Source organism: Enterobacter sp. RIT637 (assembly GCF_019718755.1).
Taxonomy (GTDB): Bacteria; Pseudomonadota; Gammaproteobacteria; order Enterobacterales; family Enterobacteriaceae; genus Enterobacter.
The window spans coordinates 1-13,349 of the sequence record NZ_JAIHAZ010000006.1; the positions used below are offsets into that span (position 1 = coordinate 1).

The window sequence follows — 13,349 nt, forward strand, 5'->3', positions numbered from 1 at the left end:
AACTTCGTAATGAATTACGTATGTTCACTCAGAGACTTGGTATTCATTTATTGTCCGAAGACATTAAGAATCCATGTCACTTTGAGTGCCCACACAGATTGTCTGATAAATTGTTAAAGAGCAGTGCCGCTTCGCTTTTCGCTGCGGCGCGGGGTGTGCATATTACGCTTTCCCGCTTCAGAGTCAAGCATTTATTTTCGCTTTTCTCTGCTGACCCGGCGGCGTGTGTGCCGTTGTTCCGTGTCAGTGGAGGCGCATTATAGGGAGTAATTCCGAAGCTGCAAGGATAAAGTGAAAATTATTTACTGACCGCTCACTTTCCAGGCAAAACACATCCCACGCCTCAATTTTCGCCTGGTTTTTAAACAAAAACGAGCCGCGAGCGGCTCGTTTTTGCGTTTTGTGACTTACTGCACTGCCACAATGCGATCGTCGTTGGCTTCCAGACGAATAACTTTGCCAGGAATCAGCTCCCCGGAAAGGATCTGCTGCGCCAGCGGGTTTTCGATCTGCTGCTGGATAGCTCGTTTCAATGGACGAGCCCCGTAAACCGGATCGTAACCATTCTCGCTCAGCAGCTTCAGCGCATCGTCGGAGATGTGAATTTCATAACCACGCTCTTCCAGACGTTTGTACAGACGCTGCAGCTGGATCTGCGCAATTGACGCGATGTGTTTCTCACCGAGAGGATGGAAGACCACCACTTCATCTATACGGTTGATGAACTCCGGACGGAAGCTATGGCTGACCACACCGAGTACCAGATCCTTCATATGGCTGTAATCCAGTTCACCGAAGCGTTCCTGAATCAAATCGGAACCCAGGTTAGACGTCATAATCACTACCGTATTACGGAAATCGACCGTTCTCCCCTGCCCGTCGGTCAGTCGACCATCATCCAGCACCTGCAGCAGAATGTTGAACACATCCGGGTGTGCTTTTTCCACTTCATCCAGCAGGATGACGGAATAAGGACGGCGGCGAACCGCTTCTGTCAGGTAACCGCCTTCTTCATAACCGACATATCCCGGAGGCGCACCGACCAGACGCGAGACGGAGTGTTTCTCCATAAACTCAGACATATCGATACGCACCATCGCGTCGTCGCTGTCGAACATAAAGTTAGCCAGCGCTTTACACAGCTCGGTTTTACCGACACCGGTTGGCCCCAGGAACAGGAACGAACCGATTGGACGATTAGGATCGGAAAGTCCTGCACGACTACGACGAATAGCGTTCGATACCGCTTCAACCGCTTCATTCTGGCCAATAACCCGATTGTGAAGATCCTGCTCCATGCGCAGCAGTTTCTCACGCTCGCCTTCGAGCATGCGTGCCACCGGAATACCGGTCCAGCGCGCCAGCACCTCAGCAATTTCCGCATCCGTCACTTTATTGCGTAACAGACGCATCGTTTTGCCTTCGGACTGAGTCGCAATCTCAAGCTGTTTCTCCAGCTCAGGGATTTTGCCGTACTGCAGTTCAGACATACGCGCCAGATCGCCGACGCGACGCGCCTGCTCAATGGCAATTTTTGCCTGTTCGAGCTCTGCTTTGATCGTCTGGGTGCCAGAAAGAGACGCTTTCTCGGCTTTCCATTCTTCTTCCAGCTCTGAATACTGGCGCTCTTTATCGTCCAGTTCTTCATTGAGCATATCCAGGCGTTTCTTACTGGCTTCATCAGACTCTTTCTTCAGCGCCTGCTGCTCCAGCTTGAGCTGAATGATGCGTCGGTCGAGTCGGTCAAGCTCTTCAGGTTTCGAGTCAATCTGCATACGAATGCTCGATGCCGCTTCGTCGATCAGGTCAATCGCTTTGTCCGGCAGCTGACGGTCAGCAATATAACGATGCGAAAGCGTCGCCGCCGCCACGATGGCCGGGTCAGTGATCTGCACGTGGTGGTGCAGCTCATAGCGCTCCTTCAGACCACGCAGGATCGCGATGGTATCTTCAACGCTTGGCTCAGCAACAAACACTTTCTGGAAACGACGTTCAAGAGCAGCATCTTTCTCAATGTACTGGCGATACTCGTCAAGCGTGGTGGCACCAACGCAGTGAAGTTCACCACGCGCCAGCGCAGGTTTCAGCATGTTCCCGGCGTCCATCGCGCCGTCTGCTTTACCCGCTCCGACCATGGTGTGCAGTTCGTCGATAAACAGAATGACGTTGCCTTCCTGCTTCGCCAGGTCGTTAAGCACGCCTTTAAGACGCTCTTCGAACTCGCCGCGGTATTTCGCCCCCGCCACCAGCGCGCCCATATCCAGCGCCAGCACGCGGCGGCCTTTCAGCCCTTCCGGCACTTCGCCGTTAACAATACGCTGCGCCAATCCTTCTACGATGGCGGTTTTACCAACGCCCGGTTCACCAATCAGCACTGGGTTGTTTTTGGTACGACGTTGCAGTACCTGAATCGTACGGCGAATTTCTTCATCACGGCCGATCACCGGGTCAAGTTTGCCCTGCTCAGCACGCTCGGTCAGATCGACCGTAAATTTCTTCAAAGCCTGACGTTGGTCTTCGGCTCCCTGATCGTTCACGCTTTCACCTCCGCGCATTTTCTCAATCGCCTGAGTCACATTGGCGGTGGTTGCACCAGCAGATTTCAGCAGGTCGGTTAAGGTACCGCGTGATTCAAGCGCCGCCAGAACAAACAGCTCTGACGAGATAAAGTTGTCCCCACGTTTTTGCGCTAGCTTGTCGCAAAGATTCAGCACGCGCACCAGATCCTGAGACGGTTGCACGTCGCCGCCGGTGCCTTCTACCTGCGGTAAACGGCTCAGCGCCTGATCGATAGCTGTGCGTAGCTGGCCAGCATTAATGCCAGCGGACGTTAATAAAGGACGTACCGATCCCCCTTCCTGATTCAGCAAGGCGCTCATTAAATGAAGAGGTTCGATAAATTGGTTGTCGTGCCCCAGTGCGAGAGACTGGGCATCGGCGAGAGCAAGCTGGAATTTATTAGTAAGACGATCCAGACGCATAACTCCTCCCATTACAGGTCAAATTTGCTACTGGAGATTAAATGAGGTCATCCCTCAATTATTCAAGGTTAATGACCTGAATTATGTGAAAAGAAAACGGCACGTGCCGGATCGTCTTGATTCTTTAGGTTATATCAGCCAAATGAAACTTGCCATACGCCCCGTCGTCTTGTCGCGGCGATAAGAGAAAAAATCACCCTTTTCGGTGAATGTACAGCGATCGCCGCCAAAGATCTGCGTCACGCCGACATTATTCAGGCGCTGGCGCGCAAGCTGGTAAATATTGGCCAGGAATTTCTCCCCGGACGGGAGGAAAGCATCCGCTGCCTGCGGATCTTTTTCTATAAATGCTTCGCGGACCTCTGGTCCCACTTCAAATGCACGGGGGCCAATGGCCGGGCCGAGCCAGGCGATGATATTGTCTGGCTCATCGTTAAAGCAGGCGACCGTCTCTTCCAGCACACCTTCACACAGACCACGCCAACCCGCATGGGCTGCCGCGACTTCGGTGCCCGCACGGTTACAGAACAGAACCGGCAGGCAGTCAGCGGTCATCACGGCGCAAACCGTTCCCGGCGTGTTGCTGTATGAGGCATCGGCACGTTTAGACGCATAGGGTTCCCCCGACAGCGTCAAGACATCCTTACCGTGAACCTGCTCAAGCCAGACCGGTTTCGACGGTAACTTGCCCGCAGCAAACAAACGTTTACGGTTTTCTTCAACGTGTTCCAGGTTGTCACCACAGTGCGCGCCGAGGTTCAACGACTCCCACGCGCCCTGGCTCACACCGCCGATTCGGGTCGAACTGCAGGCAGCCACGCCTTCGGGCAGCGGCCACTCCGGAACAATAAGTTTGGTCATAACCAGTCCACGTGATCCTTATGTTCTTCAAAGTCAGCGCGCATGGCGTCGATAAGTTCCACCATATCCTGTGGGATCGGCGCATGCCATTCCATTTGAATCCCCGTAATCGGGTGATAAAGACGCAGCATGGTTGCGTGCAGTGCCTGACGGTCAAACTTACGCAGCACAGAAATGAACTCATCAGACGCGCCTTTTGGCGGTCGCGGACGGCCACCGTAAACCTGATCGCCCACCAGCGGATGGGTAATGTGGGCCATATGCACGCGGATCTGGTGAGTACGCCCGGTTTCCAGACGCAGACGCAGGCGCGTATGAATACGGAAGTGTTCCATAATGCGATAGTGCGTCACCGCCGGTTTACCCATCGGATGCACCGACATATGAGTACGTTTGGTTGGGTGGCGGCTGATAGGCTCTTCCACCGTGCCGCCAGAGGTCATATGCCCAATGGCTACCGCTTCATATTCACGAGTGATTTCGCGCAGCTGCAGAGATTCCACCAGACGTGTCTGAGCGGGAACGGTCTTTGCCACTACCATCAGACCCGTGGTGTCTTTATCCAGACGGTGCACGATACCGGCGCGCGGTACATCAACGATTGGCGGATGATAATGGAGAAGTGCGTTCAGCACCGTGCCGTCAGGGTTACCCGCGCCCGGATGAACAACCAGGTCACGCGGCTTGTTGATCACCAGAATGTCATCATCTTCATAAACGATGTCCAGTGGGATATCCTGCGGCTCGAAGCGGATTTCCTCTTCGATTTCAGCATTGATGGCGACAGCTTCCCCACCTAACACTTTCTCTTTTGGTTTGTCCCAGATCTTGCCGTTTACCATCACGCGCTGGTCAAGGATCCATTCTTTTATGCGTGAACGCGAATAATCAGGGAACAATTCGGCCAAAGCCTGATCTAAGCGTTGACCGAGCTGATTTTCGGAGACTGTTGCGGTGAGTTCTACTCGTTGTGCCATAAACTGCTTCTTCGTTTAACGTTGGGTTTTACGGCTTTGCCGTTTAATATAGTGTGCTATTGTAGCTGGTCTTAATCGGGAGCAGGAACAGAGTTTCTCCCGGACAAACATTTGAGGAAAGTCAAAACGTCATGACGCGCATGAAATATCTGGTGGCAGCGGCCACGTTGAGCCTGGCTTTGGTGGGCTGCTCCGGTTCAAATGAACAGGTCCCTGACAATCCGCCGAATGAAATCTATGCGACTGCACAACAAAAGTTGCAGGACGGTAACTGGAAACAGGCGATAACGCAACTGGAAGCGTTGGATAATCGCTATCCATTTGGTCCCTATTCACAGCAGGTACAGTTAGATCTTATCTACGCGTACTATAAAAATGCCGATCTTCCGCTGGCTCAGGCCACCATCGATCGCTTCATGCGTCTGAACCCAACTCATCCTAACATCGATTATGTCATGTATATGCGCGGCCTGACCAACATGGCGTTGGATGACAGTGCGCTGCAGGGCTTCTTCGGCGTGGATCGTTCTGACCGTGACCCGCAGCACGCGCGTGATGCCTTCAATGATTTCTCCAAGCTGGTGCGCGGCTACCCGAACAGTCAGTACATTACCGATGCCACCAAGCGTCTGGTGTTCCTGAAAGATCGTCTGGCGAAATACGAATACTCCGTGGCTGAATATTACACTCGCCGTGGCGCTTGGGTTGCCGTGGTTAACCGTGTTGAAGGCATGCTGCGTGACTACCCGGATACTCAGGCAACGCGCGATGGCCTGAAGCTGATGGAAAATGCGTATCGTCAAATGCAGATGACGTCGCAGGCTGAAAAAGTGGCGAAAATCATCGCCGCGAACAGCAGCAACACCTGACAGAAACGTCAATGCAAAACGGCAGCCCGAAGGCTGCCGTTTTTTTATTCATTTTAGAGCGTCGCTGAAGCGCGTTAGCCTCAACACATCCAGTCAACTATGGCCCCAATTTTTGCCTTCGACAAGGTATATCTCACCTCTTCCTGCCCTGCCTCACAAAAAAGATTCCCTGACAAAAACCGACAAAATAACGTGATCTAAATCACACATTTTGACATTAGGTCGGGTATGCTGGAATCACCAAGACGGAAAGACAAGAGGTAAAATTTATGACAATGAACATTACCAGTAAACAAATGGAAATTACTCCGGCAATTCGCCAGCACGTCGCAGACCGTCTCGCCAAACTGGATAAATGGCAAACACATTTGATTAACCCACATATCATTCTGTCCAAGGAACCACAGGGTTTCATCGCTGACGCAACTATCAATACTCCAAACGGCCATCTGGTCGCCAGCGCAAAACATGAAGATATGTACACCGCCATTAACGATTTGATCAACAAGCTGGAACGGCAGCTCAATAAAGTGCAACACAAAGGTGAAGCCCGTCGCGCCACAACATCGGTGAAAGACGCCAGCTTCGCGGAAGAAGTTGAAGAAGAGTAATCCTTTAAATTGAGTGTACCGCCAACGCGCCTTCGGGCGCGTTTTTTGTTTTTTATTGACAGGGTGAAAACAGTACGGGTACTTTAACGGTATCAATCACAGGGTGACTTCATGAAACTTACGCCGTTCTTCTTCGCATTCTTTTTTACCTTCCCCTGACTGGGAGGCGTTTCGTCGTGTGATAAAGAATGCGAAGACGAACAATAAGGCCTCCCACAGCGGGAGGCCTTTTTTATTGATAACGATAAAACGAGACAGACAACACTATGACACCGGAAAACCCGTTACTGGATCTGCGCGTTAAAATCAGCGCCCTGGATGAGAAATTACTGGCGCTGTTGGCTGAACGCCGCGCCCTCGCCGTCGAAGTTGGTAAAGCCAAGCTGGACTCTCACCGTCCCGTGCGCGATATTGACCGCGAGCGCGATTTACTGGAACGGTTGATTCAGCTCGGCAAAGCGCATCATCTGGATGCCCACTACATCACCCGTCTGTTCCAGCTCATCATCGAAGACTCCGTTCTCACCCAGCAAGCGTTACTCCAGCAGCATCTGAACAAAACCAACCCGCACTCTGCACGCGTCGCGTTCCTCGGTCCAAAAGGCTCCTACTCCCACCTGGCTGCGCGCCAGTACGCAGCCCGTCATTTCGAAGAGTTCATTGAGAGCGGCTGTGCGAAGTTTGCTGATATTTTCAATCAGGTAGAAACCGGCCAGGCGGATTACGCCGTGGTGCCTATTGAGAACACCAGTTCCGGCGCCATTAATGATGTCTACGATCTGCTCCAGCACACCAGCCTGTCGCTGGTTGGCGAGCTGACAATCCCAATTGACCACTGCGTGCTGGTCTCCGGTTCAACGGATTTAAGCAAAATTGAGACGGTTTACAGCCATCCTCAACCGTTCCAGCAGTGCAGCCAGTTCCTGAACCGCTATCCGAACTGGAAAATTGAGTACACCGAAAGCACTTCGGCGGCGATGGAAAAAGTGGCGCAGGCTAACTCCCCAACCGTCGCCGCGCTCGGCAGCGAAGCGGGTGGTGCGCTGTATGGCCTGCAGGTGCTTGAACGCAATCTTGCAAACCAGACGCAAAACATCACCCGTTTCGTGGTGCTGGCGCGTAAAGCTATTGATGTCTCGGATCAGGTTCCGGCAAAAACGACCCTGCTCATGGCCACCGGCCAGCAGGCAGGTGCACTGGTTGAAGCGCTGCTGGTACTGCGTAATCACAACCTGATCATGACGAAGCTGGAATCACGTCCAATCCACGGCAATCCGTGGGAAGAGATGTTCTACCTCGATATCCAGGCCAACCTGGAATCTGCATCCATGCAGAAAGCCCTGCGCGAACTCGGCGAAATCACCCGCTCCATGAAAGTGCTCGGCTGCTACCCGAGCGAGAACGTGGTCCCGGTTGACCCGGCTTAACGTTCGATAAACCGGCTTTTCTTCATCCCTGCCACGTTGACGGGCAGGGTGAAAATGGCACCGGAGAGCGGGTACTTCGCCACCTCCTCCGCATCCATATTTTCCCGCGTAGTGGTAATAAACAGCGTTTTCATGTCATCGCCGCCAAAACAGACCATCGTCGGGCAACGTACCGGCATGCGGTATTCTTCCAGTTGCTCCCCTTGCGGAGAAAAACGCGCAATACGCCAGCCGTCAAACAGCGCGCTCCAGTAGCAGCCTTCCACATCCATGGCCGCGCCGTCCGGTATCCCTTCGCCCTCTTTAAACTGACGAAACACCTCACGCCTGCCGGGTTCGCCCTGCTCATCAAGCGGCGTACGGTAGATCACGCCGTTTGGCGTGTCTGAGGTAAACATCCACTGCTTATCCGGACTAAACGCTAAGCCGTTATGTCCGTGAATATCGCACTGGATCACTTTCGGCGTCAGGTCGTTATCGATACGCATCAGCATGGCGCCGTTATAATCTCCCGGCCCCCAAAACGTGCCTGCATAGAACCGTCCCAGATGATCGGTGCCCCCATCGTTAAAACGAGCAAGCTGCGGGTTGGACGGGTTATCGCACACCTTGCGCCGGAGCAGACCATGTTTATCGGTCAGCCAGATCCCCGTACGCATCGCCACAATAAACCCATCACGCTCGCGCAGTGCGAAACAGCCCACCTCTTCGTGGAATGAAAGAACGGTGTGTTCTGCCGTGGGCAGATGATAACGATGGATCTCCCCTTCCAGAATATCCGCCCAGTAAAGTGCATTCTCCTCCGCACTCCACGTCGGACACTCTGGCAAATGTCCGGTGTAATTCAACAGCAACTGTGGTTCAGCCATGACAGTCCCCAAAATGAAAAAAGCCAGCAATGCTGGCTTTCAGTATATACATCATCGCATTACTGGCGACTGTCATTTGCCTGGCGCAACAGCGTCCGGCTTTCACTCTGGAAGCGCGTAGCGTAATCGCCAAACCAGTGCTCGACCTTGCGGAAGCTGTCGATAAACGCCTGCTTGTCTCCGTGCTCCAGCAGCGTAATGGCTTCGCCAAAGCGCTGATAGTAGCGCTTGATGAGCGCGAGGTTGTTTTCGGAGGACATAATGATGTCCGCGTAAAGCTGTGGATCCTGAGCAAACAGGCGCCCAACCATCGCCAGTTCCAGGCGGTAGATAGGTGATGAGAGCGCCAGCAGCTGTTCTAACTGCACGTTCTCTTCCGCCAGATGCAGACCATAAGCAAAGGTCGCAAAGTGGCGCAGCGCCTGAATGAAAGCCATGTTCTGATCGTGCTCAACCGCGCTAATGCGGTGCAGTCGCGCACCCCATACCTGAATCTGTTCCAGGAACCACTGGTATGCTTCCGGCTGACGACCGTCGCAGTAAACCACCACCTGCTTAGCCAGGCTGCCGCTGTCCGGGCCAAACATCGGGTGCAGACCCAGTACCGGGCCAGTATGCGCGGCCAGCATCGCCTGCAGCGGCCCATTTTTGACGGAAGCCAGATCCACCAGGATGCAATCATCCGGTAAAGGAGGAAGCTTGCCGATGATCTGCTCCGTCACGTGTATCGGTACGCTGACAATAACCATTCCGGCATCTTTCATGAGTTCCGGAGCATGTCCCCAGTCCTCTTTTTCCAGAATGCGTACCTGGTAGCCAGAAAGCGTCAGCATTTTTTCAAACAGACGTCCCATCTGACCGCCGCCGCCGACAATCACTACCGGGCGCAGCGACGGACAAAGGGTTTTAAAGCCTTTGTCATTTTCACTGGAGTAAGATTCGCGCATCACGCGGCGCAGGACATCTTCAATCAAATCCGGCGAAACGCCCAGCGCCTGAGCCTCTTTACGGCGGGAGGCGAGCATAGAGGCTTCGCGCTCCGGGACGTAAATCGGCAGGCCGTATTTGCTTTTGACCTCACCGACCTCAGCAACCAGTGCCATACGGCGCGCCAGCAGATCCAGCAGCGCCTTATCCACTTCATCAATTTGATCGCGTAATGCGGTCAATTCAGCAACCATAACTACCCTCTTAAGCCAGACGCGTCGCCAGCTGGCCGTTCAAATCTTTGTGGATCTCACGCAGCAGCGCATCGGTGGTTTCCCAGCTGATGCAGGCATCCGTCACGGAGACGCCATGCTTCATTGCGCTACGCGGTTGTTCCGATGACTGATTGCCTTCATGAATGTTGCTCTCAATCATCAGACCGATAATGGAACGGTTGCCATCTTTAATCTGTGCGATCACCGATTCCGCAACCGCAGGCTGACGACGGTAATCTTTATTCGAATTACCATGACTGCAATCTACCATCAGTGCCGGGCGCAGTCCCGCCTGCTCCATCTCTTTTTCACACTGCGCGACATCTGCCGGACTGTAGTTTGGCGCTTTACCGCCGCGCAGGATCACATGGCCATCGGGGTTGCCCTGCGTTTGCAGCAGGCACACCTGGCCCGCCTGGTTGATACCGACAAAACGGTGCGGCATGGCGGCAGCGCGCATCGCATTAATCGCCGTCGCCAGACTGCCATCGGTGCCGTTTTTAAAACCGACCGGCATCGACAGGCCAGACGCCATCTCGCGGTGGGTTTGTGATTCCGTGGTACGCGCACCAATCGCGGACCAGCTGAACAGATCGCCCAGGTACTGCGGGCTGTTCGGATCCAGCGCTTCGGTTGCCAGCGGCAGCCCCATGCTCACCAGTTCCACCAGCAAGCGACGCGCAATTTTCAGACCTGCTTCTACATCAAACGAGCCATCCATGTGCGGATCGTTAATCAACCCTTTCCAGCCAACGGTAGTACGTGGCTTCTCAAAATAGACGCGCATCACGAGATAGAGGCTATCGCTGACCTCCTCCGCTAATGCTTTAAATCGACGAGCATATTCAATGGCGGTTTCAGGATCGTGAATGGAGCAAGGACCGCAAACCACCAGCAGGCGCGGATCGCGGCCAGCGATGATGTCAGAAATGGTCTGGCGCGAATGCTCGATTTGAGCTTCCTGCGCAATGCTCAGCGGGAATTCCGCTTTCAGCTGATCCGGAGTGATTAAAACCTGTTCGTCAGTGATATGTACGTTGTTCAGCGCGTCTTTTTGCATGATGGCGATCCTGTAAAGCTCGTTTGCGATAGTTGTTTTCCTCAATGAGGTGAAACCACGATACCATAAAAAGTAAACATTTCAATCCAAAATACGTACACTTTAGTTTACACAAACCAATTTAATGCAAAAATCAGCCGGTAAAAATGTAAACTTTAAATTACAGACGGATTTTCTTTAGCCAGGCTATGCTGAAGAAAAAAGGAGAATGGCTATGCGTTCAATTGCTCTCGCGCTGTTGTCGCTGTTTTTAACGGGCTGTCAGATCAATCCTTACACCTTCCAGCCCGACTGGACCAGCCCATCCTGGTTTGATGCAGGTAAAGAAGACGCCATGAATGGCCTGCCGGTTAAAGATAATCAAACCTTGGCCGATAGTTTTAACGACCCCCATGTCGATCGGAGTGAATATCTCCGGGGTTATACTGACGGTCAGAAGAAAGTGTGTGAAGAGGGTTTTATTCACGCATGGGGATTAGCAGGTAAATCTTTTCCTGCCAGTTGTGATACTGCCGAAAATGCAGCAAAACTGCATGAGTCATGGCAAAAAGGGATGGATGAAAGTATGAGTACCAGCAGACTTAATTGAGTCTAGCTTTTAATTTCCAGATATAAGCAACTGTAGGATTTAGCTTAAGTCTGATCTGCGATTTTTCTGACATAATGACGGCATTGATAAACAATGGTATTCTGCCAACAACTCTTAAGGACATCTATTTCCAGAGCAGTGTGGCGGAATCTGGTGAGAAATTTATTCTTGATCTCTTTGTTCCGATTCACTCTGGTGATAATGCTGTTCTTTACGGCAGGCCCAGCGACGGCAGCACCGTTCACAGATACCGATAAATCGGTGCGTTCGATTGTTTCCGGTATTGTGAGCTATACCCGATGGCCATCGCTTTCCGGGCAGCCTAAGCTCTGTATTTATGCCTCGTCTCACTATACGCATGTACTCAGCAGTGAAGATGCGCAAAACCCGTTACCTTATACGCCTGTCATTGTACATAACGATCGGGAAGCACTCTCCGCGACGTGCGATGCTATTTATTTCGGGGCTGAATCGCCTGCAAAACAACTTGAATTAATTAGTCAATATCAGGGCCGAGCGTTGCTATTAATCTCAGAGCAAAATCCTGAATGTGTTATTGGCAGCGCATTTTGCCTGATAACAGAACAGAACCAGGTCAGGTTTTCCGTCAATCTGGATGCACTGACGCGCAGTGGCGTACGCGTCAATCCAGATGTATTAATGCTTGCACGGAATACAAAGCATGAATAAGGATTTCGACTCTACATCGCGTCCGACGTTTAAAAGAACGTTGCGACGGATCAGCATGATAAGCGTCATCATTACAATGACATTTATATGGTTGTTGCTGTGTTTCGCTTCCGTGGTGACATTAAAGCAATACGCGCAAAAGAATCTCGAACTCACCGGCTCGACCATGAGCCACAGCCTTGAAGCCTCGCTGGTTTTCAATGATTCACTCGCGGCCAATGAAACACTTGCCGCCCTGGGAAAACAGGGGCAATTTGCCGTGGCCGAAGTTCTCAATGCCCACCAAAAGCGTTTCGCTTACTGGTCATGGGATCCGGAAGACAACACCGACACCCTGGGTGCGCTGGTCAGTCGCTGGCTGTTTCCTGTTCCTGTTGCACAACCGATCATACATAACGGCACGACGATCGGCGAAATTCGCCTTACCGCACGAGACAGCCTTATCAGCCACTTTATCTGGCTGTCGTTTGCTGTGCTGACCGGCTGCATTCTGTTGGCTTCTACCGTTGCGCTTACCATTACGCGTTCCCTGCATCACGGTATGGTGACGGAGATGCAAAATATTACCGACGTCGTCCATGACGTGCGCGCCAACCGTAATTTTTCCCGTCGGGTGACGGAAGGCCGTATTGAAGAATTTCACCAGTTTGGTGAAGACTTCAACAGCCTGCTGGATGAGATGGAAGAGTGGCAGCTTAAGCTTCAGGCAAAGAATGCACAGTTACTGCGTACTGCCATGCACGACCCCTTGACCGGGCTGGCCAACCGCGCCGCGTTTCGTAATAGCATTGCGGCACTGATGAACGATTCATCGGCAAAGGCAAACTCGGCTCTGCTTTTCCTCGATGGAGATAACTTCAAGTTTATCAACGATACCTGGGGACATGCGGCAGGTGACGGCGTGCTGATAGAAGTCGCGAGCAGGATGGTTGAGTTTGGTGATAAACGTCATCAGTCATACCGCCTCGGCGGCGACGAGTTCGCCATGGTGCTGTACGGCGTCCATTCCGAGCATGAAGTTGAACGTATTTGTGCTGCGTTGTCGCAGCAGTTTATCCGTCCGTTTGATCTGCATAACGGACAAACCGCATCATTGTCACTCAGCATTGGCTTCGCTCTGGCGTGGGAAAATGCCTCCGTGGAAGCGTTACTGGAGCAAGCCGACCGCAATATGTACCTGGTCAAGAATCAGCGTACAAAAACAATAACTTAG

The 13,349-nt window shown here is 52.5% G+C and carries 14 protein-coding genes and 1 other annotated feature; of the genes, 8 read left to right on the forward strand and 6 right to left on the reverse strand.

Annotation, left to right across the window (positions count from 1 at the left end):
- Window positions 1–263: hypothetical protein (locus K5E19_RS11145; protein WP_221551244.1), on the forward strand; the 263-nt coding region annotated here is incomplete at its 5' end.
- 144 nt (window positions 264–407) lie between these two features.
- On the opposite strand, the gene clpB is transcribed toward K5E19_RS11145, so the two are convergent.
- From clpB to rluD, 3 genes are all read right to left on the reverse strand, one after another.
- The gene (gene clpB, locus K5E19_RS11150) at window positions 408–2,981 is read right to left on the reverse strand and encodes an ATP-dependent chaperone ClpB (RefSeq protein WP_221551245.1); all 2,574 of its coding nucleotides are present in this window, start codon (window positions 2,979–2,981) and stop codon (window positions 408–410) included.
- A 129-nt stretch (window positions 2,982–3,110) separates the two neighbouring features.
- On the reverse strand, window positions 3,111–3,842 hold the full coding sequence (yfiH, locus tag K5E19_RS11155; protein WP_221551247.1) for a purine nucleoside phosphorylase YfiH: 732 nt from the start codon (window positions 3,840–3,842) through the stop codon (window positions 3,111–3,113).
- Complete coding sequence (rluD, locus tag K5E19_RS11160) at window positions 3,839–4,819, reverse strand: 23S rRNA pseudouridine(1911/1915/1917) synthase RluD (protein WP_221551249.1); 981 nt, start codon at window positions 4,817–4,819, stop codon at window positions 3,839–3,841. The genes yfiH and rluD overlap by 4 nt, the downstream gene beginning before the upstream one ends.
- A gap of 131 nt (window positions 4,820–4,950) precedes the next feature.
- Here rluD and bamD point away from each other — a divergent pair, with 131 nt between their 5' ends.
- From bamD to pheA, 4 genes are all read left to right on the forward strand, one after another.
- Window positions 4,951–5,688, forward strand: coding sequence for an outer membrane protein assembly factor BamD (gene bamD, locus K5E19_RS11165; RefSeq protein ID WP_010434129.1), 738 nt, complete (start codon window positions 4,951–4,953; stop codon window positions 5,686–5,688).
- Between the two features lie 269 nt (window positions 5,689–5,957).
- Window positions 5,958–6,299 (forward strand): ribosome-associated translation inhibitor RaiA, encoded by a 342-nt coding sequence (gene raiA, locus K5E19_RS11170; RefSeq protein WP_008502470.1) that lies wholly within the window; start codon window positions 5,958–5,960, stop codon window positions 6,297–6,299.
- Window positions 6,300–6,409: 110 nt separating this feature from the next.
- Window positions 6,410–6,535 (forward strand) — a sequence feature (Phe leader region).
- Window positions 6,411–6,458, forward strand: a complete 48-nt coding sequence (gene pheL / locus K5E19_RS11175) for a pheA operon leader peptide PheL (protein WP_100249759.1) — start codon at window positions 6,411–6,413, stop codon at window positions 6,456–6,458. It overlaps the preceding feature by 48 nt.
- 30 nt (window positions 6,536–6,565) lie before the next feature.
- On the forward strand, window positions 6,566–7,726 hold the full coding sequence (gene pheA, locus K5E19_RS11180; RefSeq protein ID WP_010434130.1) for a bifunctional chorismate mutase/prephenate dehydratase: 1,161 nt from the start codon (window positions 6,566–6,568) through the stop codon (window positions 7,724–7,726).
- On the opposite strand, the gene K5E19_RS11185 is transcribed toward pheA, so the two are convergent.
- From K5E19_RS11185 to aroF, 3 genes are read right to left on the reverse strand one after another with little or no spacing between them, the layout of a single operon-like run.
- Window positions 7,723–8,595 (reverse strand): SMP-30/gluconolactonase/LRE family protein, encoded by an 873-nt coding sequence (locus K5E19_RS11185; RefSeq protein WP_221551250.1) that lies wholly within the window; start codon window positions 8,593–8,595, stop codon window positions 7,723–7,725. The two genes, pheA and K5E19_RS11185, sit on opposite strands and share 4 nt — an antisense overlap.
- Window positions 8,596–8,654: 59 nt before the next feature.
- Complete coding sequence (tyrA, locus tag K5E19_RS11190) at window positions 8,655–9,776, reverse strand: bifunctional chorismate mutase/prephenate dehydrogenase (RefSeq protein WP_126544790.1); 1,122 nt, start codon at window positions 9,774–9,776, stop codon at window positions 8,655–8,657.
- Between the two features lie 10 nt (window positions 9,777–9,786).
- Entirely contained in the window at window positions 9,787–10,857 is a 1,071-nt protein-coding gene (gene aroF / locus K5E19_RS11195; protein ID WP_010434135.1) for a 3-deoxy-7-phosphoheptulonate synthase AroF, read from the reverse strand.
- Between the two features lie 214 nt (window positions 10,858–11,071).
- On the opposite strand from aroF, the gene K5E19_RS11200 reads away from it, so the two are divergent.
- From K5E19_RS11200 to dgcN, 3 genes are all read left to right on the forward strand, one after another.
- Window positions 11,072–11,446 carry a DUF2799 domain-containing protein gene (locus K5E19_RS11200; RefSeq protein WP_221551251.1) on the forward strand — a complete coding sequence of 125 codons (375 nt, stop codon included), beginning with the start codon at window positions 11,072–11,074 and terminating at the stop codon, window positions 11,444–11,446.
- Window positions 11,447–11,599: 153 nt separating this feature from the next.
- Window positions 11,600–12,136, forward strand: a complete 537-nt coding sequence (locus K5E19_RS11205; protein ID WP_409334603.1) for a YfiR family protein — start codon at window positions 11,600–11,602, stop codon at window positions 12,134–12,136.
- The gene (dgcN, locus tag K5E19_RS11210) at window positions 12,129–13,349 is read left to right on the forward strand and encodes a diguanylate cyclase DgcN (RefSeq protein WP_221551253.1); all 1,221 of its coding nucleotides are present in this window, start codon (window positions 12,129–12,131) and stop codon (window positions 13,347–13,349) included. The genes K5E19_RS11205 and dgcN overlap by 8 nt, the downstream gene beginning before the upstream one ends.

Coding starts and splice junctions, on each gene's coding strand:
- clpB (WP_221551245.1), bottom strand. CDS start 2,981: ATGCGTCTGGATCGTCTTACTAATAAATTCCAGCTTGCTCTCGCCGAT.
- yfiH (WP_221551247.1), bottom strand. CDS start 3,842: ATGACCAAACTTATTGTTCCGGAGTGGCCGCTGCCCGAAGGCGTGGCT.
- rluD (WP_221551249.1), bottom strand. CDS start 4,819: ATGGCACAACGAGTAGAACTCACCGCAACAGTCTCCGAAAATCAGCTC.
- bamD (WP_010434129.1), top strand. CDS start 4,951: ATGACGCGCATGAAATATCTGGTGGCAGCGGCCACGTTGAGCCTGGCT.
- raiA (WP_008502470.1), top strand. CDS start 5,958: ATGACAATGAACATTACCAGTAAACAAATGGAAATTACTCCGGCAATT.
- pheA (WP_010434130.1), top strand. CDS start 6,566: ATGACACCGGAAAACCCGTTACTGGATCTGCGCGTTAAAATCAGCGCC.
- K5E19_RS11185 (WP_221551250.1), bottom strand. CDS start 8,595: ATGGCTGAACCACAGTTGCTGTTGAATTACACCGGACATTTGCCAGAG.
- tyrA (WP_126544790.1), bottom strand. CDS start 9,776: ATGGTTGCTGAATTGACCGCATTACGCGATCAAATTGATGAAGTGGAT.
- aroF (WP_010434135.1), bottom strand. CDS start 10,857: ATGCAAAAAGACGCGCTGAACAACGTACATATCACTGACGAACAGGTT.
- K5E19_RS11200 (WP_221551251.1), top strand. CDS start 11,072: ATGCGTTCAATTGCTCTCGCGCTGTTGTCGCTGTTTTTAACGGGCTGT.
- dgcN (WP_221551253.1), top strand. CDS start 12,129: ATGAATAAGGATTTCGACTCTACATCGCGTCCGACGTTTAAAAGAACG.